This window comes from Actibacterium naphthalenivorans (genome assembly GCF_014196965.1).
Taxonomy (GTDB): Bacteria; Pseudomonadota; Alphaproteobacteria; order Rhodobacterales; family Rhodobacteraceae; genus Actibacterium_A; species Actibacterium_A naphthalenivorans.
The window spans coordinates 298,867-323,450 of the sequence record NZ_JACIEQ010000001.1; the positions used below are offsets into that span (position 1 = coordinate 298,867).

Sequence of the window (24,584 nt, forward strand, 5' to 3'; positions counted from 1 at the left end):
CTTACATCCCTTCCAGCTTGTTCTCGAACATGGTCTGGCGGCGACCGCGCAGAACGATGTCGAATTTGTAGGCGAGGAAATCGAGCGGCCGTGAGCGGTTGATATCCAGCGGCGCGACCAGGCTTTCAAGCTGCCCGCGATCCTTGATCGTCGCGGCGATCGGGCAGCGGTCGATCAGCGGATCGCCCTCGAAATACATCTGGCTGATCAGGCGCTGGCCAAAGCTGTTGCCAAAGATCGAGACGTGGATGTGCATCGGGCGCCAGTCGTTGCCGCGGTTGGGCCACGGATAGGCACCGGGGCGGACGGTCAGGAATTCGTAATAGCCGTTCTCATCAGTGATTGTGCGCCCGCAGCCGCCGAAATTCGGGTCGAGCGGGGCAAGGTATCCGTCTTTCTTGTGGCGATACCGACCGCCGGCGTTGGCCTGCCATATCTCGATCAACGTATTGGGCACGGGGCGGGCGTTTTCATCCAGCACCCGACCGTGCATCAGCACGCGTTCGCCCACGGCAGGGGCCTTGCCGCCGGTCCAGTTCAGGATCAGGTTGTTGTCCAGCGGTCCGATCAGACCGTGGCCAAAACGCGGCCCGGTTTCCTCGCCCGGCGTGGATTCCATCGAGATCAGCGGCAGCCGCGGCGAGCGCGCGACGCTGGTCTTATAGTCGGGGTCATAGGCAACGGGATGGATTTCCCGGTTGCGCGGGATCAATGGGCCCAGATTAGTCATCGGTAGCCTCCTCCATTTCAGCATAGGTTTGCTTGGCAATCTTCAGCGCGTGGTTGGCGCGCGGCACACCGGCGTAGATGGCGACATGCTGAAACGCCTCGAGCACATCGCGCTTGCTGGCGCCGGTGTTGGCGGTGGCGCGGACGTGCATCGCGATTTCCTCGAAGTTTCCGGTTGCGGCCAGCAGCGCCAGGGTCAGCATCGACCGCTCGCGCAGGCTGATGCCGTCGCTGGCCCAGACCGTGCCCCAGGCACCTTCGGTGATGAGGGTCTGAAACGGTTCGTCGAACGGGGTCTTGGCGGCCTCGGCCCGGTCGACATGGGCATCCCCCAGAACCGAGCGGCGCACCTTCATGCCATTTGCGATACGGTCAGACATAGTCGTGCTTCTCCAGAAAGGCCGTGATCAGCTCGGCGGTTTCCTTGGGGCGCTCCACGCAGGGCAGATGCCCCGCCCCCGCGATCACATGAAACTCTGCACCCGGTATCAGATCGGCGGTGGCCTGAACGATTTCGGGTGGGCTGGCGCCATCCTCGGCGCCGACGATGGCCAGAACGGGCAGCCGCAGCTTGCGCGTCTCATCGGTCAGATCCGCGCCGGCAATGGCCGCGCAGCAGCCGATATAGCCCTCGGCCGGGGTACGGGTCAGCATGTTGCGCCACGCGGCCAGGGGGCCTTTCTCCTGCGACCGGAACTCCGGGCCGAACCAGCGCTCCAGGATCGGATCGGCCAGGGCGGCGATTCCGCCGGCGGCCACCGCATCCATCCGCGCCTGCCACATCTCGGCGCTGCCCATCTTGGCCGCCGTATCCATCAGCACAAGCGCCGACACCAGATCCGGCCGGCGCGCGGCCAGCATCTGGCCAATCATTCCGCCGATCGAAAGCCCCACGAAAACCGCACCACGGATCCCTTGCGCATCAAGCAGCGCCGCGGCGTCATCGGCCAGATCTTCCATGCGGTAGGGCGGCGGCGGCGTGTCGCTGAGGCCATGACCCCGCAGATCGAACCGGTGAAACCGAAGGGATTGCGGCAGCAGCGGCAGCAGAGCGTCCCACACCCGCAGGTCGGTGCCCAGAGAGTTGGCGAACACCACAGGCCTGCCATTCTCGGCGCCCTGAACGGCGATGTGAAACACCGCATCGTTATGCGTAATGGTCTGCATAGAATCCTCCTCGACGCCTTGAATAAGTGGATTTCCTCCTCCCGACAAATATCTATAGTGACCTGACCAATAACCCTCAGGATATACATGGACCCTCGCATCCGTCTGCGCCATATTCGCTGCTTCCTGGAAACGGCCCGGCTGAACAGCGTGTCCGCCGCCGCCGAAAGCCTGCATATCAGCCAGCCCGCCGCCTCGAAAACCCTGCGGGAACTGGAGGAGGCCCTGGGCACCTCCCTGTTTGACCGTAGCGGGCGCCGCATGGTGACAAATCGTGCCGGCAAGCTGTTTCAGCAACACGCCGGCGCTGCCATGCTGGCGCTTTCGCGGGCCGAGAGCAGCGTGCGCAAGGGCGCGCAGGAAAGCACGCAGCTGGCGGTGGGCGTGCTGCCCTCGGTCGCGTCCGAGGTGTTTCCGCTGGCCGCGATGAAATTCCGCGCGCAGAACCCGCATTGCATCCTGCGGGTGATGACCGGCCCGAACTGGCTGCTGCTGACCCAGCTGCGCGAGGGGGCGCTGGATATGGTCGTGGGGCGGATGGCCCCGACCGAAGATATGGCGGGCCTGTCGTTCCGGCATCTTTATTCCGACCGCGTGGTGCTGGCCGTGCGCCCGGGGCATCCGCTGATCGGCCAGCCCATCACGCCCGAAACACTGGCGAACCATCCGTTGATGCTGCCCCCCAGGGGCGCGCTGATCGGGCCTGTGGTGCGGGATTTCCTGCTCAGCATCGGTGCGCAGGGCCTGACGCCAGCCTATCAGAACGTGTCGCTCGCCTTTGGCCGCAGGATATTGCAGATGTCGGATTGCGTCTGGTTCATCTCGCGCGGGGTGGTGATCCATGAAATCAGCACCGGGCAACTGGCCGAAATCACTCTGCCCACCGAAATTCTGGCCGGCCCCGTGGGGCTGAGCCTGCGCGACAACACCGTCATGTCGGACGCGCACCACGGCATGGCCGACGCTCTGCGCGAAGTCGCTGATAGCGCGCGCTAGCGCGCCCGCCGCGCGCCCAGCAGGATCGCCCCCGCACCCCCTGCCGCAAGAGCCAGCGCCAGGCCCAGCGCCTCCCATCCCAGATGGTCCAGCAACGCCCCGGCGAAGGGCACCCCCAGAAACGCAATCACGCCGCCGCATTGGGCCATCACGCCCAGGGTGCGGGCCGAGGCATGTTCGCCGGGCGCGGCCACCAGAACCGACGCGAGCGTCGCAGAGGAGCTGACCCCGCAGGCAAAGGCATAGAGAAACAGCGCCGCCAGGCTGCCGTGGGAAAACATCCAGAACGCGCCGAGGGCGGCCATCGCGAACCCCACGACCGCCAGTGCCGGCCCGTTTTCACGCCGCAGAACCGGCAGCAAGGCGGCGGTGGCGAAGCTGCCCAACGGCACCATCAGCGGCACAAGGCCCGATCCGGCAAGCCCCGTTTCCTGTGCGAAGGCGGGCAGGAAAGAGAAAAACCCCATGGATAGAAAGACGTAGAGGCCGAAGGCCACCGCCAGCGACCACGCGACATCGCCCCATCTGGCGACATCGGCCTGAACCGTGCGGATGGGCGCGACCCCGCGCACCGCCAGCACGGGCAAAGACAGCAGCGCGACCGGCACGGCGAAAACGGCCAGCTGCGCCCCCATCGGCATCTGCGCAGGCAGAGCGCCCGCCAGGGCTGCGGCGGCCGCGAACCCCACCGGCACCACGCTGCCCCACAGCGCCATGAACATCGGCCGGGCTGATCCGATCGGCGCATTGGCCAGCCATGCCGGGGCGGCGACGGCGGCCAGAACATAGCCCGCCCCCTCGATCAGCCGCGCGACCATCATGCCCGCAGGCCCCAGCGGCAAGACAAACAGCCCCGCCCCCGCCACGATCAAAAGCACCGCCGCCCGCAGGCATGGCAGCAGCCCGATCCGCACCAGGGGCCGCCCCAGAAACGCGGCAAAAATCGCCACGAACAATGTTATCACCGAGGTCAGCAGCCCGCTGAAGGCCAGCCCGGTTCCGTAATTGTCGGCGATACGCACCGCGTAGGGGGCGATCTTTCCCAACTCCAGCCCGGTGGCATAGCCGAACGCCAGCACAAGGCAGGCGTCAAGGAGCGGGCGGCTCACGATTTGGGCGCCCAAGGGGTTATGCGCGGGGCCGGGCCGGGCTGGGTGACGCCGCCCGCCGTGGTGAAGCACCCCGCCATCTGCGGGTGGTTCTGCGCCTCGTCCATGTTCAGAACCGGGGTGACGCAGGCATCGACATCGGCAAACAGCGCCACCCAGTGATCGAAATCGCGGGTCAGGAAGGTTTGGCGCAGAACCTCGGCCATCTCGGGCCAAAGCGCGCGGTCGCCCTGCCCGGCGATGAACCGCGCGTCCAGGCCCAGGGTGCGGATCATGGTGGCGAAAAAGACCGGCTCCAGCGCCGCCACCGCCATATAGCGCCCGTCGCGGGTTTCATACACACGGTAGAACGGCGCGCCGCCATCCACCGCGTTGTTTTCGCGCCCCTCATGCCAGGCGCCCTGCGCCCGCTTGCCGTGGATGAAACTGGCCAGATGGGTGGTACCATGGATCATCGCGGCGTCCACCACCTGCCCCTGCCCCGTGCTCTGCGCCCGCCAGATCGCGCATATCAGGCCAAAGGCCAGATACATACCGCCGCCGCCGAAATCGCTGATCAGGTTGAGCGGTGGCATCGGCGGGCGACCCTCTTCGCCCATCAGGCTGAGCAGCCCGGTCAGGCCCAGATAATTGAGGTCATGCCCGGCCAGATGCGCCATCGGGCCGGTCTGGCCCCAGCCGGTCATGCGGCCATAAACCAGACGCGGGTTCAGCGGCAAAAGGTCGTCGGGGCCCAGCCCCAGGCTTTCCATCTTGCCCGGGCGGAACCCTTCGATCACCGCATCGGCCCCGCGGATCAGATCGCGCGCGGCAGCCAAGCCTTCGGGGGTTTTCAGATCAAGCGGCACATCGCGGCGCCCGCGGTTCAGAAACGTGCCAGACCCGGGATTCGGCGCCGATGATCCAGGGCGGGTAATTCGCGTAACCGACACCCCCATATCCGCCAGAGCCATCGCGGCGAACGGCCCCGGCCCCAACCCGGAAAACTCAACGATATGCAGGTTTTCAAGCGGTTTCATGCTGTCAACTCCCCCGCTTTCGGATGGCTGGACTTGTTATTGATCTAATGGTCTGACCATTATATACAGGACCGCAGGAAGTCAAACAGACACGGCATCGATGAGTACAGCACAAAGACCCATTCCCGCACCCAGCGCCGAGACGAGGCCATTTTGGGAAGGCGCAAAGGCTGGCACGCTGACGCTTGCCAGATGCCGCGATTGTGGCCGCATCCCCTATCCGCCGCGCCCGCGTTGCCCTGATTGCCTGTCGGACAGGCTGGAATGGATCGACATGTCAGGCAAGGCCTTCCTTAGGGGCTGGACCGACGTTCACCTGCCCGCCCTGCCGGGGCGCGAAGGCCCGATCTGCATCGTCGAATGCGCCCTGGCCGAAGACCCGCGCACCGTGATCGCCATGCTCGACGAAACCGGCTCGGTGCACGGCCACGCGCCCGACACGCCGCTGACGATTTCGATGCGCATGGATTCCAATGGCTGGGGATACCCGCAGGCCACTGTCGATACGCAGGCCACGTCATGAGCCAGGACATCGTTATTTCCGGGTTCGGCTCTTCGGCGGTCGAACGCAAATCCGACCGCGGCATCATCGCCTTCGCGCAGGACGCCATTCTTGCCGCGCTTGCGGACGCCGGGCTGAGCCGTGACGATATCGACGGCTATATCGGCGCGCCGTTTGCCACCAATGCCGGCTCACCCCATGCCGAAGGCGGGGACGAGGTTTCGGTCAAGACCATGGCGGCGGCGATGGGGTTCAAGGGGCTGCGCTATGGCACCGACCTTTACCGCCGCTATCCCGCCGATATGGTCGCCAGCGCTGCCCACGCGCTGATCGCGGGCGATTGCCGCTATATCGTCGGCCTCCGCGCGCTCTATAACCTTCAGGGCATCAACTATGCGACGGCCGATGTGCCGGTGGCCTATGGCAATGACCAGTTCATCAAGCCCTTCGCCTATAACATTGCCGGGGCCCGCTTCGCCGCCCGCGCGCAACGTTACATGGCCCAGCACGGCATCAGCCGCGATGATCTTTACGAGGTCGTGGCGCTGGCCCGCCGCCATGCCGCCCTGAACCCCGATGCCATCTGGAAGGACCGCACGGTCACCCGTGACGCCTATCTGGACGCGCAGATGATCGCGACGCCGCATTGCCTGTTCGATTGCGACATGCCGGTTTGCGGGGCCGCGGCATTTATAATGTGCCGGGCCGAGGATCTGCCCGCAGGTGCCACCCCGGCCTATGTGTCCGGCTGGGCCGGGTTTCAGAACCCGAAAACGGTTTTTGACATGAGCGGGCTTAGCACCGCCGATGTCACGCAGGCGCAGCTTTATGACGGGTTCTCGTCGATGGTCTACGAGTGGCTCGAAGGGTTCGGATTTTGTGCCGAGGGCACAGCGCCCGCCTTCATCCGCGACGGTCGCGCCAATCTGGATGGCGACCTGCCCCTGAACACCTTTGGCGGCAGTTTGGGTGAGGGGCGCATGCACGGCATGGGCCACCTGCGCGAGGCCTATCTGCAAACCGCAGGCAAGGCGGGCGCGCGTCAGGGCGCGAAATCGGGGCCCTGCCTGGTGCAGATCGGCCCGTTCGACGACTCGGCCTTCGTGATGCTCACGCCCGAGCCGCGGCGCCGCACATCCCCGACGTTATGAGGAGGTAACACTATGAAACTGAAAGAGTATCTTTCAATTCCTTACATCATTCAGGCGCAACCCTATGAAGTCAGCGAAGGCGAATGGGTGCGCCGTCTGGCCTATCCAGAGCTGGGTGACTTCGTGGCCGAAGGCCAGGACGTTGAGCAGGTCTACCTAGAAATCGAGCGCCTGCGCTACGCCGAGATCGTCAAGCGTCTGAAGGCCGGCGATCCGCCGCCCGTGCCCCGCGCCCCGCTCGAAACAGCCGATCCGGCCTGGTGGGCCGCGTTCCTGGGCATTTCCGATCTGGTCGACGGGCTTCTGGACAAGGACGCCACGGAACTGGCCAGCGCCTGACCCCTTCCCGGCGCCGAGGAGGCGGCCGAACCAACAAACTGAGAGGAGAAACACATGCTTTCCAAAGAAGACAATGAAACCCTGGTCCGGGTTGGCCCCGGCACCACGATGGGCGACCTGTTCCGCAACTACTGGATCCCCTTCTTTGCCTCGAAGGATCTGGAAAAGGATGCCCAGCCGCAGACCGTGAAACTGCTGGGCGAGACCCTGATCGTTTTTCGCGACAGCGAAGACAATGTTGGCCTTGTTGACAATGTCTGCCCGCACCGCGGCGCGCCGCTGATCTATGGCCGGAACGAAGATTGCGGCCTGCGCTGCGTCTACCACGGCTGGAAATTCGACACCAAAGGCAACGTCACCGACATGCCCGCCGAGCCCGTACGCTCGCGCCTCAAAGAGCGCGTCAAGATCAAGTCCTATCCCTGCGTCGAGCGTAACGGCGTGGTCTGGACCTATATGGGCAAGGAAGACGAGGCCAGCCGCCCGCCGCTGCCCAATTTCGAATGGAACATGGTTCCCGAGGAAAACGTGGTCGTCACCTTCCGCGTTCAGGAATGCAACTGGTTGCAGGCGCTCGAAGGCGAGATCGACTCCGCCCACGCGCCGATCCTGCATGGCCGTATCGACGGCAGCGGCTACATCAACGATTGGGTTGCCGCCCGCGATCTGCGCCCGACGTTTGAATCCGTCCGTCAGGATTTCGGCATGTCCATCGCGTCGCGCCGCGTCGTTGACGAGGACAACCTGTACTGGCGTGTGAACCAGTTCGTCATGCCCTTCTACAGCATGGTCCCGCCGCAGGCCGGCGAGTTCCACGAACTGTCGGGCCATGCCTGGGTGCCGATGGATGACGAGAACTCGATCTGCCTGATGTTCTCTTACCGCCCGGTCGAGCCGCTGCATCCGAAATCGATCAAGGTCTTCAACGAAGGCTACAAGGGCCGTGACGGTGGGCATCATTCGAAAGATTCCCACGACAACCAGGGCCCCGAGGTTCCTTTCGGCCGCTACGTTTCGAAATTCCGCCGCGAAACCGGCTACCATTTCGACTATGAGCTGCAGAAGACCCAGTGGTTCTCGGGTCTGCCGGGCCTGTGGGTGCAGGATGCCGCCTGTCAGTCCGGGGTTGCCCAGGTCTATGACCGCAGCAAGGAAAACCTCTGCACCTCCGATACCGGCATCGCCATGACCCGCCGGATGCTGCTGGAAGTGGCAGGCGCCTTTGCCGAGACGGGTGAACTTCCCGACCGGTTCGACGATCCCGATCTCTACATGGTGCGCGCCGTTTCGCTGACCCTTCCCAAGGAAGAAAAGTGGACTGAATCCGGCAGCGAACACATGAAGGCCGAGATTGGCAAGGACTTCGGTTACGCCCTATGAGCAAGGATACAGTGAATTCCGGCGGCGCACTCCAGGGGGTGCGCGTGCTGGAGGTCTCCTCGCTGTCCGGCGCGGTCTGCGGGCGTGTGCTCGCGGACCTTGGGGCCGAGGTGATCAAGCTCGAGCCGCCGGGCGGTGAAAAGGCGCGTTTTGACGCGCCTTTGATCCCGACGGCGAATGGCGAGGAAAGCGCAAGCTGGCTGGCCTACAACTTCGGCAAGAAAAGCGTTGTGGCCGAGCTGGACAGCGACGCCGGCGTTGCGGATTTCGCCTGTCTGGCGAAGACGGCCGACATCATCGTGACGGATTTCCAGCGCCTGTCGCTGGCTGACATGGACCGGCTGGAAGCCATAGCCCGCAAGGCCAACCCCGCCGTGATCTGGACCGAGATCCTGCCGTTCGGCCGCGGCCATGAATATGAAGACATGCCCGCCACCGACACGACGCTGCAGGCGTTGGGCGGCCACCTCTACCTGAACGGCGAGGTCGATCGCCCGCCGGTTCGCGTCGGCCTGCCCGTTGGCCTGATCCAGGCCGGGGCCGAGGCGAGCAACGCGGCGCTGATGGCCTATTACCATGCCCTGCGCACTGGCGAAGGCCAGCGTGTGGACGTTTCGGTGCAGGAAGTGGTGATCTGGACCCTGCTCAACACCACCATGGCCTGGCAAATCCTGTCGCTGAACGAAATGCGCGGCGGCGCCATCCGCAAGGAACGCGCCAACCGGTTCTACACCCGCCTCGTCTGGCCCTGCCAGGATGGCTATGTCGTGTTTGGCCCGGTGGGCGGCGGCGGCGGCTCGGCGCGGATGAAATCCTATGCCGCACTGCTGAAATGGATGGCCGAAGAGGGGGTGACCGACGAAATCCTCACCCGCCACGACTGGAACGGCGACGGCCAGTTCGCGATCCCGCAAGAGGATTACGATGCGGTGACCGAGGTGATCAAAGGCTTCATCGAGACCAAGACCTCGGGTGATCTGATCGCGCGCGCGGTGCGCGACCGTATCCTGATGGCCCCGATCAACTCGATCAAGGACATCCACGAGAACGTCCAGTTCCGCGACCGCGGCCTGTTCAAACCGCTGCATGACGAAGCGCGGGGCCTGGATATCGAACTGCCCGCCAACTGGGTGCGCATGTCGGAAACCGGCCTGGCGGAAATGTCCCCGGCCCCGGCCGTGGGCGCCGATACGGACGCCCTGCTGGCCGACGTGAGCAAGGTAAAGGAGGCGTCATGACCAAAGGTATCTTCGAGGGCCTGAAGGTGGCCGATTTCACCTGGGCCGCCGCCGGCCCGATCGCCACCAAGCAACTGGCCGACAACGGCGCGACCGTGGTCAAGATCGAAAGCTTCAGGCATCCGGATTCGATCCGCCTGGGCGGGCCGTTCATCGATGACAAGCCGGGGATCAACCGTTCCGGCTTCTTCGCCGATTTCCACAGCTCGAAGCTGGGTATCGGTGTCGACATGAACCACGCCGAAGCGCTGGAGATCATCCGCCCCCTGATCGAATGGGCCGATATCGTCGCCGAAAGCTTCCGCCCCGGGATCATGAAGAAATGGGGTCTGGATTACGACAGCCTGCGCAAGATCAATCCGCGCATCATCATGCTGTCATCGTCGCTTTATGGTGCCGATGGCCCGTGGTCGCAGCACCCCGGCTATGGCGCGCAGGGCGCGGCGCTTGCAGGTATCCAGCACATGACCGGCTGGCCCGACATGCCGCCGGCCGTGCCCAAGGGCGCCTATTCGGATTCGGTCTCGCCCCGCTACGCGCTTGCGGCCCTGACCGCGGCCCTGATCCATCGCGAGAAGACCGGCGAAGGCCAGTATGTCGAGATGAGCCAGATCGAGGCCACCGCGCAACTGGTCGCCCCGCAACTGCTTGATCTGCAGGTGACAGGCACCGAGGCGCAGCGTGCCGGCAACTTCAAACCCGGGGCCATCCTGCACGGCGTCTATCCCTGCGCGGGCGAGGAACGCTGGATCACGCTCGAATGCGAAGACGAAACGCAGTGGGAGGCGCTGGCCGCGCTTCTGAACGATGCCGAGGGGCTCAACGCTGCACGGGCCCAGGGGCGCGACGCCCTTGACAGCCGCGTGGCGCAGCTGACGGCACCGGTGGACGCCTTCGAGCTGATGAAAGCCTGCCGCGCAGCCGGGGTTCCCGCCGGCGTGGCCTACAAGGGCTCGGACCTGCTGGAAGACCCGATCCTGGAGGCGCGCGATCACTTCTGGCCGCTGCATCACGAAGAGATGGGCACGTTGAAATACAACGGCCCCGCCTATCGCCACAACAAGACCCCGGCCAAACTGCGTTCCGCCTCGCCGCGCCTTGGGGAACACACTGATCAGGTGCTGACAGAGATCCTGGGCTTCACCGCCGACGATCTGGCCAGTTTCCGCGACAGGGGTCTGTTGCAGTAACCCGGCGACTGCCCCCGGCGTGATGCGCCGGGGGCCAAGGACAAGAGGAGGAGAACCATGTCCGCCAAGGAAATTCCCGTCCGGGTCTCTCAGATCCGCTATGAGGCAGCGACGATCGTGTCGGTCGAGGTCACGCCGACGGATGGCACCACCCTGCCCGCTTTCGACGCTGGCGCGCATATCGACCTGATCCTGAAGGACGATCTGCGCCGCAGCTATTCGCTGTATAAACCCTATACCGATGGCAAGAGCTATTCGGTTGCGGTGCACAAGGACCCCGACAGCCGTGGGGGATCGAAATACATCCACGACACGCTGCGCGTGGGGCAGAAGATCAAGATCTCGACGCCCAAGAACAATTTTCCGCTGAAGGAAGATGCCGAAAAGTCGATCTTCATCGCGGGGGGCATCGGCATCACGCCCATGGTGTGCATGCTGACGCGCCTGGCCGAGCTGGGCAAACCGTGGGAGCTGCACTACGGCGCGCGCAGCCGCGCGAACGCGGCGTTTCTGGACGCCATCGCCGCCATCGCCGACAGCGGCACCGTGATCACCCATTTCGACGATGAAAAGGGCGGCGCGCTGATGGATCTGGCCGCGATCTTCGCGTCGGCCCCGAACGCGCATTTCTATTGCTGCGGCCCCGAGCCGATGCTGGCGGCCTATGAAAAGGCCGGCCGCGCGGTGGATCGCAGCCAGGTGCATGTCGAATACTTCTCGGCCACCGAAGAGGCCGCTTTGGAAGGCGGATACGAGGTCGTGCTTGAGCAATCGGGCATGGTGCTGGAGATCCCGGCTGGCAAGTCCATCCTGGATGTGTTGATCGAAAACGGCGTGTCCGTGCCCTTTGCCTGTAACGACGGAGTGTGCGGCACCTGCGAAACCCGCGTGCTGGAAGGCCGCCCCGATCATCGGGATTCCATCCTGACCGACGAGGAGCGCGCCGCCTGTGATACCATGATGGTGTGCTGCTCCGGGTCGAAAACGCCGAGGCTGGTGCTGGATCTCTGATCCAAATCCGGGCATGAACATCAAAAGGCCGGCGAGCATATGCTCACCGGCCTTTTTCTATGGCAGTTGATCGTCTCGGGCTTAGGACGGCTTCCCCATCAGGGTATTTGCGGCGCGCTCCCCGCTGAGCACGGCGGCCTCCACCCCGGCGTGGGCAAAGTAATCGCCCGCCAGACAGATGCCTTCGGGCATTTCCGCATGCAAAGAATTCAGCGTGCGGTAATGACCGGGTGACGCGATCGACAGGCCACGGCGATAACGGAAAAGCTCGACAAAATCGGGATCGGGGGCCTTTCCGAACACCTCGGTCACGGCCGATACGGCCTCGGCCCTGATCTCGTCATCGCTCATGTTGCTCAGCGGGGGGGTGTAGAAATAGACGCCCACGGCCTCGCCTCCGGGCGGCACGGCATCCGGGTGGCGTCGGCTTTGCAGCACACAGGCGCCCCAGTCGCGCAGCTTGGTCGCGGGCAACGCCACGCTGACAGGGGAATCCGGCCACGGGTTCTTTTTGTAGCAGACCTGAACATGGGCGTATTCGCTATAGAGGCACTCTTTCAGCTTGGTCTCGGATTCGGCCGGGATCAGCCCGCGCAGCAGCTTGGCGGCCACGCCCGGCTCGCAGGATACCACGATCTTGTCGACATCGACGCTCTGGCCATTGGCCGTCACACGATAGCCCTGCCCCTGACGGGCAATCGCCTCGACCGGGCTGGACAGGTGCAGGCTCAGCCCGGTGCTGCCCTCGACCAGCCAATCACTGATCTGACCCATCCCCTTGGGCGGGACGGCCAGCGCAAGCTTGTAGAACTGCTGGATGATCGTCTTGAACATCGACATCGACAGCCAGTGCAGCGGCACCGCGTAAAGAAACCCCATATAGGGATAAGTGATGTAGTTGGTGCCCTTCTTGCCCAGCACCCGTTCGGACCACGCCTCGAGCGTGTCGCTTTCATCATCAAATTTCGCCAGCTTTTCCCCGTCGAAACAGTCCCCCGCCCCTTTGGACAGAAGCTGTTTCAAAACGCCCCAGGCAATGCGAATGCGATCGCCCCAGTTAAAGACCGGCATCTTGAGAAAACTCAGAACCTGATCGAAATCAACCGTGTAGCGTTTGCCATCCGCGTCGATGATATGCGTCTTGGCGTCCCAGCCGACAAGCTCGTCGTATTTGCCAAGCTCCTTGATCACCGCATTCGTGCGCGGATAGATGCCCCCCATGAGAAACAAGGCGCCAGAGCCCAGATTGAATCCCTCTTTTTGCACCTGACTGGTGCGCCCGCCGACGTGGTCCTGCGCTTCGAACAGATGCACCTCATGCCCCGCTTTGCAGAGTTTGTACGCGGCGGTACAACCGGCTGGCCCGCCCCCGATCACAGCTACCTTCATGGCAGTCTCCCTTGAATTTTACCGGCTCAGCCCCTCAACCGGGCCAGTGGATAGGTTTTGAAAATCTGCTCCACCACCAGCCGCGCGGTTTCCGAACAGGATGCGGTGCCGCCTTGGCCATAGGGTTTGACCCCGTCGCCCACGTTCCACAGATTGGCAACCGGGGTTTCGTTCGGCAGGTCATAACCGGTGATCGCCCGCTGGGCGGGCCAGTCATGGGCGGTCACGTCGATCGCCTTGACCATGCTGTCGTCGAAGCCGGGGAAATAATCGCGGATATCGTCTAGCAGCAGCTTTTTCTCGGCCGCCTCGTCGAACGCGCCCGTCGCCGGACGCGGGACCGAGGCCGCGCTGTACAAATACCAACCCGGCGGACAGCGGCGCAGCGAAGGCTCCGAGAAGTTGGCGGCATACACCATGCGCCGGGTCTTGGCGTAGAGCGCCAGCCCCTGAAAGCTTGCCAAAGGCTTTTGCGCCGCGAAATGCACGGTGATGATGGCGGCAGGGTCGGTCTTGTCCGCGACATCCTGGGCATAGCCCTCGGGGAAGGCATCCGCACCGGACATCTTCACCGTCGCCAGCGGCCCGGCATTGCTGATCGCAAGCTTGGTGGACACGCTGACCGCTTCGCCATCACGCGCGATCTCGGCGCCATTGACCCTCTTTTCGTTGTCAAAGGTCAGGCGTTTGACTGTGGCATTCAACCAAACCTCACCCCCATTGGCCGTGACCACATCCGCCATCGGCTCCCACACCTTGATGGTGCCCCCGCGCGGCAGGCCGATCTGCTTATAGGCCGACCCTTCGGTGAAATAGAGCAAGAATACATCCGCCGGGAACTCGTCAGCGGTGGCTGCGAACATTGCACCGATGACATTGTCGACCAGATCGTGAATCGTCTTGCTGCGGGTAAATTTGTTCAGCCACTCACGGGTGGACTGACCAGGCTTCGGGCGAATTGCCGGAATGACCCGGGTCAGAAATTTCAACAGGCCCGGCACCTTATCGCGCGCGAATGCTGGCAGCCCGCTGTCCATCGCGATTTCGCGCTTGCCCCAGATCAGAGAGGTTTCGGGCTTGGCGATATACAGATCCATCGATTTGCCGATGTGCTGAAGCGTCAGATCGACCATGCCGCCGCGCTCGATCACCAGCGCCCCGGTGTTGAGCAGGAAGCCGTCCACATCCCGTGTCGACGCCCGCCCGCCGATCCGGTCCAGCGCCTCGACCACCAGCACCTTGTAACCGGCATGCGCCAGCCGGGCGGCGGCACTTATGCCGCCAGCGCCCGAGCCGATGACGATCGCGTCAAATTGGGTTGTCATAAGCTTCCTTTACGTAGATTTCACAAGCGTCGCGTCTACAGAGGCCGCATTGATTTCCCGCTGCAGCCGCGCCCGCGCACCATCCAGCTCTGGCACCCGGTCACGCGCGCGCACATCGCAACCCGACATCTGGAACGGCGGGTTGAACACCTGATAGCTGGCCCCGGCGTCGCCGATCGTCTGCAACAACCCGCGGTCGCCCAGCGCCGGGTCGGCCATGGCCTCGGCCACGGTGCGGTAGCGCGCGCAGGGCACGCCGGCCTCCAACATCAGCCGTTCACAGTCCGCCGCACTGCGGGTGGCGGTCCAGCCCTCGATATGGCGCATGATCTCGGCCCAGTTGGCCTCGCGCCCTGCCGCGCTGGCAAAGCGTTCATCCGCGATCCAGTCGGGCCCGCCCAGCAGCACGCCCAGACAGTCAAAGTTCTTCTGGCTCAGCGGCGCGGCAATGACAAAACCATCACTTGCCTTAAGCGGCCCATAGACGTGGCGCGCGCGCGGCTGTGGGGCCTGTGCCTCCTGGCATTCATAGACCATCATCGACAAGATGCTGTCCATCAGCGCCACGTCGATTTGCTGCCCCGCCCCGGTTTTCTCGCGCTGATAGAGCGCCGCCTGAACCGCGCCAAAGGCATAGACGCCGGCCATGACGTCGGCCACGAACATGCCGGTGGGCGCGGGGCGGTCCGCATCGGGCGAGAAGCCCATCAACGCCAGATCATAGCCGCTGGCGGCATGGATCATCGGGGCATAGGCGGGCTGTTTCGCGGCACGCCCCTCTTGCCCGAAGCCAGAGATCGAACAGAAAATCAGCCGCGGATTGGTCGCGCACAAGGTCTCATAGCCCAGCCCCAGCCGCTCCATCACCCCGGGGCGATAGTTTTCGACCACCACATCGGCCGTGGCGATCAGATCGCGTACCAGCGCCAGGTCGTCGGGGTCTTTCAGGTCGGCGGCAAGGCTGTGTTTGCCGCAGTTGAGATGCCCGAAATAGCGGCTTTTGCCATCCTCCATCGGCGGGCGGCCCCGCATCGTATCGCCGGTGGGTGGCTCGACCTTGATCACCTCGGCACCCATATCGGCGAACATCCGGGTACAGAAAGGCCCCGCCATGACCAGCGTGAAATCAATCACGCGCAGCGGGCGGTCGGCGGGTTCGTCCGTCATTCCCCCGACCCGCTCAATCAGCCATCATCGCGCGCGAGATGACGATGCGCTGGATCTGGCTGGTGCCCTCGTAGATCTGGGTCACCTTGGCGTCGCGCATCAGCCGCTCGATCCCGGTTTCCACCAGATAGCCCGCGCCGCCGAAGACCTGCACGGCATCCGTCGTCACCTTCATCGCCGTGTCGCTGCAAAACGCCTTGGCCACCGAGGCCATTTCGGGCAGTTGCGCCGTTTCCCCGGCATCGGCCATGGCCGTGACCTTGTAGAGCAGGGCCCGCGCCGCTTCGATCTGGATCCGCATGTCGGCCAGCAGGAAGCCGACGCCCTGATGGTGCCCGATCGGCTTGCCGAACTGTACCCGCTCCTTGGCATAGGCCAGCGCCATATCCAGGGCGCCCTGCGCCACACCAAGGGCCGAGGCCGCGACGGTCGGGCGGTTGTAGTTCAGACAGGTCATGGCGTTCTTGAACCCCCTGCCCTCCTCGCCCACCAACGTATCGGCAGGCACCCGCAGGTCGTCGAAGAACAGATCGACGCTCTTGATCCCGCGCAGGCCCATCTTCCTGGGGCTCTTGCCAATGGTAAGACCGGGGGTGCCGGATTCAACGATGAAGGTCGAAATCCCGTCACCGCCCTTACCCTCGGACGTGCGGGCGTAGATCATGAAATACTTCGCCTTGTCGCCCTTGGTGATATAGGTTTTCTGCCCGTTGATGACCCAGTCGTCCCCGTCACGCCGGGCAGTTGTCTTGATCCCCGAAACGTCCGAGCCGGTGCCCGGTTCGGTCATCGCCACGGCCGAACAGATCGTGCCGGTGGCGACATCGGGCAGGTATTTCTGGCGCTGCTCTTCGGTTCCGAAATGCAGCAGCGGCAGCACGACGGCAAAATCCGAGCTGCCCACCAGATGCGACACCGAGAACGAGGCACGGGCGATTTCCTCTTTGGCGACGCAGGTCATGGTCAGGCTGCCGCCGGGGCCGCCATAGGCCTCGGGCACCTGGATCTGCATCAGGCCGAAATCCCCCAGCAGCTTCTCGACGTGCTCGGGCATCGCGTCCTCTTCGTCGATTTTCTGGGCGATGGGCGCGAATTCCTTCTGCGCGAGCTTGCGCACCTCGCTCCGGAACATTTCCAACTCGGCGGTCTGGTCGTGTGAATCAAGCATGTGCGCTCCTCCCCTTTAAGAAAGGATTAAAGGTACTACCTTTTTGCGTCAAGCGTAAGAAACCCACCCCTCCCTCGGCGCATGCCAGAAAGCGGCCCTCCCCTACCAGAGGTTGGTGTGAACCCGTGTCATATGCGCCCGTAACTCGATCTTCGCGGCCTCAATCTCTCCGGCTTTCAACAGCTTAAGGAAAATCTCACGCGAAGAAATCAGGGTCTGCGCCGACATGTCGGACACGCGATAGCGCAGGAATGTCTGCACGAGCTCGGTCTGGGAATCGACCGTAAAGATGATCGCGCTGTTCCCGGTGAGCGCCGCCAGCTCATGATAGAAAAGGTATGCGCATTTGATTCTGTGCGGGATATCTCCCGACAACGTGGCCTTCTTCGTATCTTCGATCACCGCCTCGAGGCCCGAGAAATCCGGTTGCACGCCGTCCTTGAAGGCGTGGTCGATGACCATCTCGAGGATCATGATCCGCGCCTCGAACAAATCCTTGAGTGAGATGGCATTGAGCGTGATCAGATCGCTTAGCGCCTGGGTGATCCGGCTTGCCGCGCCCTCCTGAATGAACGCGCCGCCCTTCACCCCCTTGCGCAGCGCCACGACCCCGGCAATCTCCAGGCTGCGCAATGCTTCGCGCACCACATTGCGGCTGACGCCAAGCTGCGCGGCCAGATCCCGCTCGGGTGGCAGCTTGTCGCCCGGCGTCAGTTCGCCACGCAACAGCTTTTCGCGCACACGTTCGCACACCAGTTCAAAGGTCCGGTGGGATTGGACAGGCTTGAACGCGACATCCAGATTGTCTTCTTCTTTTACAGGCACAGCGCTGCCCCTTCGGCTCTGTTCACTTCATTTCTTACCAAGTCTCCCGGCTCCATTCCAGAACTCAGCCCAAACTTGGCATTGTTCAAATCGCCACAGTTGGTAGAACCAATGCGAAATACCCGGAGTCCACCGCGTGCCCCTGACCACCTTGATATCGGCACTATCCATTTTCGCGGCGGCGGTGCTGTCGCTGTTCGAGATCCTGACGGGCAATCCCCAATGGGCCGTCGCCGCCATGGCGCTGGTTGCCTTCTATATCCTGCTGGGCCTGCGGAAAACCGGCCTTGCCGCGCGGGTGATGCTGGGGGCGGCTGTCGCGGCCACCGCCGCATATCTGATCCTCGGCCGGGCGCCGGGCGCGCTGACCGGGGTCGCCAGCCGCGCGGCCTATCTGCCGGCGCTGATCACCGTGCTGCTGCCCCTGCGCATTTCGGCTATGGGCAGCGCAATGGTCGATCAGGCCGGGCGTTTCGTGGTGCATCAACCCCCGGCCCGTCGCTTTGCGCTGTTGGCCACCGGCGGCCATGTCTTCGGTGTTCTCCTGAACATCGGCGGACTCATGCTGTTGTTGCATGTGGCCCTGCGCGGGCCGTTGGGCAACCCGGACGAGCGGGTCGCGCAGATTCAGATCCGCCGGATCACGAACGCCGTTCTGCGCGGATTTGGCGCGAACATTTTCTGGTCGCCGCTGGGGCTGGGCCTCAACCTGCTGCTGACGCTGGTGCCGGCGCTGAGCTGGACAGAGTTCCTGCCCTATGGCCTGACCGCGAGCGCCGTTTTCATGAGCCTCGGCTGGATTTTCGACCGGCTGCAAAGTCCCACCGGTCGCCAGTCGCACCCCAAGGACACCCCCGGGCGCCCTTGGGGATTGCTGGGTTTGCTGGCGGTTCTGGCGGCCATCAGCGGCGGCGCCTCGGCGCTGGAAACCGCATTCGGCCTGCCGCTGCGCGGCGCGATCCTGATGATCGTGCCGGTGTTTGCCATCGGCTGGGCCGCGATTGCGCGCCCCACGGGGCTTTCCCCGCAGCGGGCCATCGCGGCTCTGGGCGTTCAAACCCTGCGACAGGGCCCGGTGGCGGTCAACGAGATCGCCATCATCGCTTCGGCCGGCTATCTCGGCCTGGTGATCGCTCTGTTGATCCCGAACGAGGCCGTCGTCCAGTTCGCCCTGCTCACGGGGCTGGAGGGCGCGCGGCTGGCCTGCGTTCTGAGCCTGCTGATTTTCGTCACATCCATCGCCGGTCTCAACCCGATGATCGCCGCCACCGTCTGCGTCAGCGCCATCGTCTCGGCCCAGATCGCGATCGACCCGCCGCTTCTGCTGCTCTCGGCACTGACCGGATGGGCCCTGGCGCTGATCGTGTCGCCCGCGACATCGACCGTCGCCATCACGTCGTCGGCGGCGCATCAGACACCGGCCACCATCGGGCTGCGGTGGAACGGCCTGTTCTGCCTGGGCACGCTGGCCGTGGCGATCATCAGTTTTCTGGTGTTCTGGCCCTAGGCCTCTGCGCCGGGCGCCGCGTTTTGCGACAGTATATAACTGTGCAGGCGCTGCATGTGGTCCACCATTTCGGCAATCGCGGCGTCAACGTCGCGCTCCCTCAGATGGCCCAGGAATTTGGCGCGTGAGGCGGCCACATCCCAGCTCCTGTCCGGCCCGATCTTGCGGATGTAATACACCAAAGGCTCGGTAAACGCGCTCATGACCACGGAAATGGCACGGTTCTTCGTGGCCAGGGCCAGAAGATGATAGAACTCCTGCGTCAGGCGGGTCCGCTCATCGCTGCTGATCCCCGCGCCGGCGGCGCGCAGCTCGGCGATATTGGCCTCGATGGCGGCGAAATCCTCTTCGGTGCCGCGCTCGCAGGCCAGGCGAATGATTTCACGCTGCAGGATGACACGCGCCTCGGTATAATCTTCCAAAGACAACCCGCCCAGAGACAGCAGGTCTTCCATCGTCTGGGTGATCGGCTTGATGTCGCCCTGCATCACGACGGCCCCGCCCTTGACCCCCTTCTGCAGCGACAGAACACCGCCGATTTCCAGGGTGCGAAACGCCTCGCGCACGGTCGAACGGCTGACTTCGAACTGTTCGGCCAGCTCACGCTCGGAGGGAAGCTTGTCTCCCGCCGACAATGTGCCGGACTGGATTTCGCGGCGAATCTGATCGCAGATCTCTTCGAACGCGCGTTTGGTGCGAACCGGCTTGAACGCTTGCTTGTCTGACACGCCACAGATTCCTTGCAAATAGATCGGGCCATTCAATCTTTATGTTTTCTGTCTCCTTTGCAACCGTCAGCGCCGGGCCTGCGCGGCAACGGCCCCCTGCCGCGCAGGCGCCATGACGTCAATCGAACAGGGTCGATGGCAGCCAGGTGACGATCTCGGGCACGAAAATGATCAGCGCACCCAGAAGGACCGGTGCCAGAACGAAGGGCAGAACGCTTTGATAGAGGCGCATCAAGGACATCGTCGGCAGCTGGCTTTGCATCACGAAGATATTCATGCCCACCGGCGGGGTGATCATGCCGGTCTCGATCATGATCACCAGAAAGACACCGTACCAGATCGGATCGAACCCGGCCTGTTCGATCAGTGGCAGCAGGATCGGCACGGTGATCAGGATCATGCCGAACGCCTCCAGAAAGCAGCCCAGAATCAGATAGAACAGACCGATCAGAAGCAACAGCACGATGGGGTTCAGGTTCAGCCCCTCGACCACGCCCACCAGCCCCTGCGGGATCTGGGTAAGCACCACGAAATAGGTGAAGATGTGGGCTGCACAAAGGATGACGAACAGCATCGCCGTGGTGCGGATCGTCTCGAAGATCCCGTCGCGAGTGTCGGCCCAGCCGAGCCGCCGGGTGATCACCCCCAGAAACCAGGCCCCGAAGGCGCCGACGGCGGCGGCCTCGGTCGCGGTCAGGATGCCGGCATAAAGCCCGCCGATCACCACGATGAACAACAGCACGATTTCCCACACCTGCCAGATGGAGCGGAACCGGGCGAGGAACCCCCTACGTTCCTCTTGCTCGGGGGCCCATTCGGGCGATATCCGCACCAGGATCACCACGATCAGGATATAGAGAAGGCACAGCAGCAGGCCCGGGATCAGGCTGGCGGCATAGAGGCGCGGCACCGATTGCTCGGCGATCATGGCAAAGACCACCAGCGCGATCGAGGGCGGGATCAGGATGCCCAGCGTGCCCCCCGCCGCGATGCTGCCGGCCGACAGACGGTCGTCATAATTGGCCGCGCGCATCGATGGCACCGCGACCCGGGTCATTGTCGCCGCTGTGGCGATCGACGAACCGCTGACCGCGCCGAAGCCCGCGCTGGCGCCCAGCGTCGCATAGGCCTGCGAGCCGCGCAGCCCCGCGAAAAGATCATGCGCCGTGGAATAAAGCCGCCCCGACATGCCCGAGCGCACGGCCAGATCGCCCATCAGCACGAACAGGGGCAACTGCGACAGCGTATAGTTGGTGGCGATGTCATAAGGCACCTGCCCGGTGACCAGCAGCGCGCTTTGCGTGCCATTGATCAGCGCATAGCCGACAAAGCCGACCAGCCCCATGGCCACGGCCACCGGGACCCGCAAAAACACAAGGGCGATTAGCACCAGCATGCCAAGCTGGCCGATCATCTGAACGCTCATTGGATCAGTCCTTTTGAATTCTGGCGTCGTGGCTGGGCCACAGCAGCACGGCTATTGCGGCCAGCACGGCCATGAACGAGCCCGCCAGGATCGGCAGCCAGATGAACCAGACGGGGATGCCCGTCTCGAATTTCGCATCTCCGAATACGATCGCATCGCGAAACGGGGCCACGATCGCGATGGCGATCAGCAACGCAAAGGCCAGCGTCAGCACCCGCCCGAACAGGATGACGACCCGCAGCACGGGCGTCGGCAGCGCGAAATCGATCAGATCGATGCGGATGTTGCCCTCGGTCCGGAAGATCTCGGGCACGCTGAGATAGATCACGAAGGCCAGGCAGGTTTCCACGATGTCATAGACACCGCTCACGGGCCGCCCGGTCAGCGCGCCCAGGATCACGTCATACAGGGTCACCCCGATGATGGCGAACATCGCCAGCGCGGCACCGATCTGCATGACCCGGTTGATTTTGGTCAGAAGCAACATGATTTTCTCCGGCATGACAACGGCCCGCAGAGTGCTTCCCCGCAGGCCGTGCCTGCCCCTAGCGATAGGCGGCCGCTGCAACATCCAGCGCGTTCAGAAACTCGGTGGCATCCAGGCCTTTGGCGTCCAACGCCTGGGCCGTATCGGCGCGCAGCTTTGCCGACATCTCGGCGAAGGCTGCGGTATCGGCCTCGGACAGGCTTTTCACGACCAGCCCCTGCCCCATCAGTTCGTCACGGACTTCGACCTCGGCACGGGCCAGAACGCGGCCCCATTCCCCCTGCCCTTGCGGGCCGAAGTGCTTGTCGAAGGCGGGTTTGAGATCGGCGGGGATCTTGTCATAGGCCTTCTGGTTCATCACCACGGCAAAGGTCATGCCACCCGAGGCCAGCTCGATCACATATTTCGCGCTGTCCATAAGCTTGAACGAGCGGATACCCGCATAGCCGGTCAGGATGCCATCAACGGCGCCCCGCGCCAGGGCCTCGGACATTTCGGTCGAGGGCACGAAGGTCGGGACAGCGCCGAGCGCCTCCAGCGTTTTCGAATGGGCCGGGCCGGGGTGGCGGATGCGCTTGTTCTTCAGCTCGTCCAGCCCGGTGATCTCTTCCTTGGTCAGGATGATCGGGTTGGGCAGAACGGCGATGTTCAGCAGCTTGACGCCGGCCAGCTCTTTTTTCAGGTGGCTGTCGGCCAGATCCAGAACCGCGGCAGAGGCAGGCGCGGCAACATCAACGCCAACACCGGTGTCGACCACACCGGCCATGTCCAGCAGTTCCATCTTGGGGAAGCGGCCCGGCGTGAGGCCCAGCAGCGCGACCGAGATATCGGCCACACCCTTGCGCACCAGATCGAACTGGCGCGGGGCCGGGCCCATCTGGCTGGCCTCGAACAGTTCGAGATCCAGTTTCCCGTCGGTTTCGGCATCGAGCTGCTCTTCGATCACGCGGAACAGCTTGTTCAGGTCACTGCTGGGCGGGGTGAAGATCGAGACCGACAGGGTTGTCTTGTCGTCAGCCGCGAAGGCCGCGCCGCCCAGAATGATGCCGGCGCAAAACGCGACGGCGGCCAGAACGCGCGCCGGGGCCCGCAGCAGTTTGTTCGTGAGCATTTCCAATACCTCCCTCATATGGAAATCAAAAATTCAACGGGCGGCGCACCTCCCAGTGCGCCGCCCGCTTGGCTTATCCCTCGGCAATCCAGACCGCCTTGGTATTGAGGAACTCCTCAATGTGCTCGACCCCGGATTCGCGCCCGTAGCCGCTCATCTTGTAGCCGCCGAAGGGCACCGCGGGATCCATCAACTGATAGGAATTGACCCAGACACTGCCCGCCTTCAGGCGGCGCGACATCTGGGTGGCCTTGCTGATATCGCGGGTCCAAACACCGCTGCCCAGACCAAAGCTGGTATCGTTGGCACGGCGCACGACATCGTCGATATCGGTGAATTTCAAGGCTGACAGGACCGGGCCGAAAATCTCTTCGCGGGCGATCTTCATATCGTCATCGACGCCGCTGAACACCGTCGGCTGCAGGAAATAACCTTTCTCCAGACCGTCCTCCAGAATACGGCCGCCCCCGGCCGAAACCGTCGCGCCCTGCTCGCGCCCGATGTCGAGATAGCCGATGATACGCTCCATCTGCTCTTGCGACACCACCGGGCCAAGCTGGGTTTCCAGATCCAGCGGATCGCCCACTTTCAGCGACGTGGTGAAGGCGGCGACCTTTTCGATGAATTCGTCATACACCGCTTCTTCGACAAACAGGCGCGTTCCGGCCGAACAGATCTGGCCCGAGTTCAGGAACACCGCCATCGCGGCGGCGGGCACGGCCTTGTCAAGGTTGGCATCGGCGAAAACGATGTTGGGGGATTTGCCGCCCAGCTCCAGGGTCACCCGCTTCACGTTCCCGGCCGAAGCTTCGATGATGCGCTGCCCCACATGGGTCGACCCGGTGAAGGCCACCTTGTCGACGCCCGGATGCGCGGCCAGATGCGCGCCCGCGTCGCCCATGCCCGAGATCACGTTGACCACGCCGGGCGGCACGCCGGCCTCGAGGCACAGTTGCCCGAAATAGATCGGCGACAGCGGCGCCTGTTCGGCGGGTTTCAGCACCACGGTGCAGCCGGTGGCCAACGCGGGCGCAATTTTCCACACGCTCATGCCGAAGGGGCCGTTCCACGGGTTGATCGCACCGACCACGCCCACCGGCTCTTTCAGCGTATAAGCCAGCGGGTTGCCGGGGGCCGAGGTTTCGATGGTGTGGCCGTGGATCGCGGTCGCAAGCCCGGCGTAATAGCGCAACAGGCCGACAGACCGGCGCTTGCCGGCTGCGGTGCGCGTGATCGGGTTGCCCAGATCGAGCGAGTCCAGCTTGGCGATATCGTCCCAATGCTCCTCGACCAGATCGGCCAGTTTCAGCAACACCGCCTGCCGCTCGAAGGGCGAGAATCTGGACCACGGCCCCTCTTCCAGCGCGCGGCGGGCCGCGGCAACAGCGAGGTCGATGTCACCCGGGCCGCCCTTGGCCACCTCGCGGATGACCTGGCCGGTGGCAGGCGTCGCGGTGGTAAAGGTCTCGCCCGACAGCGCGTTCACCCACTGTCCGTCGATCAGCAACTGGCCCGGCTTGGATTTTGCCAGCGCGATCGTATCCTGCAGGCGTTGATCGTGAATTCCCATGAGTCTCTCCCTGGAATGCTGCCCCGGCATGAGTGCGGGGAAAATAGTAT

General features: G+C 63.8%; 24 protein-coding genes. 9 read left to right on the forward strand and 15 right to left on the reverse strand.

Annotation, left to right across the window (positions count from 1 at the left end; all coding sequences use genetic code 11):
* Window position 1: 1 nt before the first annotated feature.
* Genes pcaH through pcaD form a run of 3 tightly spaced genes read right to left on the reverse strand, consistent with a single transcriptional unit; the run spans window position 2 to window position 1,896 of the window.
* Window positions 2–730 carry a protocatechuate 3,4-dioxygenase subunit beta gene (gene pcaH / locus GGR17_RS01440; RefSeq protein ID WP_054538389.1) on the reverse strand — a complete coding sequence of 243 codons (729 nt, stop codon included), beginning with the start codon at window positions 728–730 and terminating at the stop codon, window positions 2–4.
* Window positions 723–1,109 (reverse strand): 4-carboxymuconolactone decarboxylase, encoded by a 387-nt coding sequence (gene pcaC, locus GGR17_RS01445; RefSeq protein ID WP_054538388.1) that lies wholly within the window; start codon window positions 1,107–1,109, stop codon window positions 723–725. Before pcaC ends, pcaH begins: the two co-directional genes overlap by 8 nt.
* On the reverse strand, window positions 1,102–1,896 hold the full coding sequence (gene pcaD / locus GGR17_RS01450) for a 3-oxoadipate enol-lactonase (protein WP_054538387.1): 795 nt from the start codon (window positions 1,894–1,896) through the stop codon (window positions 1,102–1,104). The genes pcaC and pcaD overlap by 8 nt, the downstream gene beginning before the upstream one ends.
* An 87-nt stretch (window positions 1,897–1,983) precedes the next feature.
* On the opposite strand from pcaD, the gene pcaQ reads away from it, so the two are divergent.
* Window positions 1,984–2,892, forward strand: a complete 909-nt coding sequence (gene pcaQ, locus GGR17_RS01455; RefSeq protein WP_054538386.1) for a pca operon transcription factor PcaQ — start codon at window positions 1,984–1,986, stop codon at window positions 2,890–2,892.
* Here pcaQ and GGR17_RS01460 read toward each other — a convergent pair.
* Both GGR17_RS01460 and GGR17_RS01465 read right to left on the reverse strand, forming a co-directional pair.
* The gene (locus tag GGR17_RS01460; protein ID WP_157445521.1) at window positions 2,889–4,001 is read right to left on the reverse strand and encodes an MFS transporter; all 1,113 of its coding nucleotides are present in this window, start codon (window positions 3,999–4,001) and stop codon (window positions 2,889–2,891) included. The two genes, pcaQ and GGR17_RS01460, sit on opposite strands and share 4 nt — an antisense overlap.
* On the reverse strand, window positions 3,998–5,020 hold the full coding sequence (locus GGR17_RS01465; protein ID WP_054538384.1) for a CaiB/BaiF CoA transferase family protein: 1,023 nt from the start codon (window positions 5,018–5,020) through the stop codon (window positions 3,998–4,000). Before GGR17_RS01465 ends, GGR17_RS01460 begins: the two co-directional genes overlap by 4 nt.
* Window positions 5,021–5,120: 100 nt before the next feature.
* Between GGR17_RS01465 and GGR17_RS01470 the strand changes: the two genes are divergently transcribed.
* The 7 genes from GGR17_RS01470 to GGR17_RS01500 are packed head-to-tail and all read left to right on the forward strand — an operon-like array spanning window position 5,121 to window position 11,831.
* Window positions 5,121–5,543, forward strand: a complete 423-nt coding sequence (locus tag GGR17_RS01470; RefSeq protein WP_082386545.1) for a Zn-ribbon domain-containing OB-fold protein — start codon at window positions 5,121–5,123, stop codon at window positions 5,541–5,543.
* Window positions 5,540–6,673, forward strand: coding sequence for a thiolase family protein (locus GGR17_RS01475; protein WP_054538382.1), 1,134 nt, complete (start codon window positions 5,540–5,542; stop codon window positions 6,671–6,673). The genes GGR17_RS01470 and GGR17_RS01475 overlap by 4 nt, the downstream gene beginning before the upstream one ends.
* Before the next feature lie 12 nt (window positions 6,674–6,685).
* Entirely contained in the window at window positions 6,686–7,012 is a 327-nt protein-coding gene (locus GGR17_RS01480) for a hypothetical protein (RefSeq protein ID WP_054538381.1), read from the forward strand.
* A 54-nt stretch (window positions 7,013–7,066) separates the two neighbouring features.
* Window positions 7,067–8,392, forward strand: coding sequence for a Rieske 2Fe-2S domain-containing protein (locus GGR17_RS01485; RefSeq protein ID WP_054538380.1), 1,326 nt, complete (start codon window positions 7,067–7,069; stop codon window positions 8,390–8,392).
* Window positions 8,389–9,630, forward strand: a complete 1,242-nt coding sequence (locus tag GGR17_RS01490) for a CaiB/BaiF CoA transferase family protein (protein WP_054538379.1) — start codon at window positions 8,389–8,391, stop codon at window positions 9,628–9,630. Before GGR17_RS01485 ends, GGR17_RS01490 begins: the two co-directional genes overlap by 4 nt.
* Window positions 9,627–10,820, forward strand: coding sequence for a CaiB/BaiF CoA transferase family protein (locus GGR17_RS01495; protein ID WP_054538378.1), 1,194 nt, complete (start codon window positions 9,627–9,629; stop codon window positions 10,818–10,820). The genes GGR17_RS01490 and GGR17_RS01495 overlap by 4 nt, the downstream gene beginning before the upstream one ends.
* A 57-nt stretch (window positions 10,821–10,877) precedes the next feature.
* Window positions 10,878–11,831, forward strand: a complete 954-nt coding sequence (locus GGR17_RS01500) for a PDR/VanB family oxidoreductase (RefSeq protein ID WP_054538377.1) — start codon at window positions 10,878–10,880, stop codon at window positions 11,829–11,831.
* Window positions 11,832–11,912: 81 nt separating this feature from the next.
* On the opposite strand, the gene GGR17_RS01505 is transcribed toward GGR17_RS01500, so the two are convergent.
* From GGR17_RS01505 to GGR17_RS01525, 5 genes are all read right to left on the reverse strand, one after another.
* A complete protein-coding gene (locus GGR17_RS01505) occupies window positions 11,913–13,220 on the reverse strand; it encodes a protoporphyrinogen/coproporphyrinogen oxidase (protein ID WP_054538376.1) in 1,308 nt (435 codons plus the stop codon).
* A gap of 26 nt (window positions 13,221–13,246) precedes the next feature.
* Window positions 13,247–14,545, reverse strand: coding sequence for a phytoene desaturase family protein (locus GGR17_RS01510; protein ID WP_054538375.1), 1,299 nt, complete (start codon window positions 14,543–14,545; stop codon window positions 13,247–13,249).
* A gap of 9 nt (window positions 14,546–14,554) precedes the next feature.
* The gene (locus GGR17_RS01515) at window positions 14,555–15,712 is read right to left on the reverse strand and encodes a CaiB/BaiF CoA transferase family protein (protein ID WP_054538374.1); all 1,158 of its coding nucleotides are present in this window, start codon (window positions 15,710–15,712) and stop codon (window positions 14,555–14,557) included.
* 13 nt (window positions 15,713–15,725) lie between these two features.
* The gene (locus GGR17_RS01520) at window positions 15,726–16,880 is read right to left on the reverse strand and encodes an acyl-CoA dehydrogenase family protein (protein ID WP_054538373.1); all 1,155 of its coding nucleotides are present in this window, start codon (window positions 16,878–16,880) and stop codon (window positions 15,726–15,728) included.
* 102 nt (window positions 16,881–16,982) lie between these two features.
* A complete protein-coding gene (locus GGR17_RS01525; protein WP_052071210.1) occupies window positions 16,983–17,705 on the reverse strand; it encodes a FadR/GntR family transcriptional regulator in 723 nt (240 codons plus the stop codon).
* A gap of 136 nt (window positions 17,706–17,841) precedes the next feature.
* Between GGR17_RS01525 and GGR17_RS01530 the strand changes: the two genes are divergently transcribed.
* Window positions 17,842–19,212 carry a hypothetical protein gene (locus GGR17_RS01530; protein ID WP_054538372.1) on the forward strand — a complete coding sequence of 457 codons (1,371 nt, stop codon included), beginning with the start codon at window positions 17,842–17,844 and terminating at the stop codon, window positions 19,210–19,212.
* Here GGR17_RS01530 and GGR17_RS20460 read toward each other — a convergent pair.
* The 5 genes from GGR17_RS20460 to GGR17_RS01555 form a co-directional block, all read right to left on the reverse strand.
* Window positions 19,209–19,940: a FadR/GntR family transcriptional regulator gene (locus GGR17_RS20460; protein ID WP_162231812.1), complete on the reverse strand. Its 732-nt coding sequence runs from the start codon at window positions 19,938–19,940 to the stop codon at window positions 19,209–19,211. The two genes, GGR17_RS01530 and GGR17_RS20460, sit on opposite strands and share 4 nt — an antisense overlap.
* Window positions 19,941–20,058: 118 nt before the next feature.
* The gene (locus GGR17_RS01540) at window positions 20,059–21,366 is read right to left on the reverse strand and encodes a TRAP transporter large permease (RefSeq protein ID WP_054538370.1); all 1,308 of its coding nucleotides are present in this window, start codon (window positions 21,364–21,366) and stop codon (window positions 20,059–20,061) included.
* Between the two features lie 4 nt (window positions 21,367–21,370).
* Window positions 21,371–21,853, reverse strand: a complete 483-nt coding sequence (locus GGR17_RS01545; protein WP_162231811.1) for a TRAP transporter small permease — start codon at window positions 21,851–21,853, stop codon at window positions 21,371–21,373.
* A 58-nt stretch (window positions 21,854–21,911) separates the two neighbouring features.
* Window positions 21,912–22,964, reverse strand: a complete 1,053-nt coding sequence (gene dctP / locus GGR17_RS01550) for a TRAP transporter substrate-binding protein DctP (protein WP_054538368.1) — start codon at window positions 22,962–22,964, stop codon at window positions 21,912–21,914.
* A 73-nt stretch (window positions 22,965–23,037) separates the two neighbouring features.
* Window positions 23,038–24,534 (reverse strand): aldehyde dehydrogenase family protein, encoded by a 1,497-nt coding sequence (locus GGR17_RS01555; RefSeq protein WP_054538367.1) that lies wholly within the window; start codon window positions 24,532–24,534, stop codon window positions 23,038–23,040.
* Window positions 24,535–24,584 lie beyond the last annotated feature (50 nt).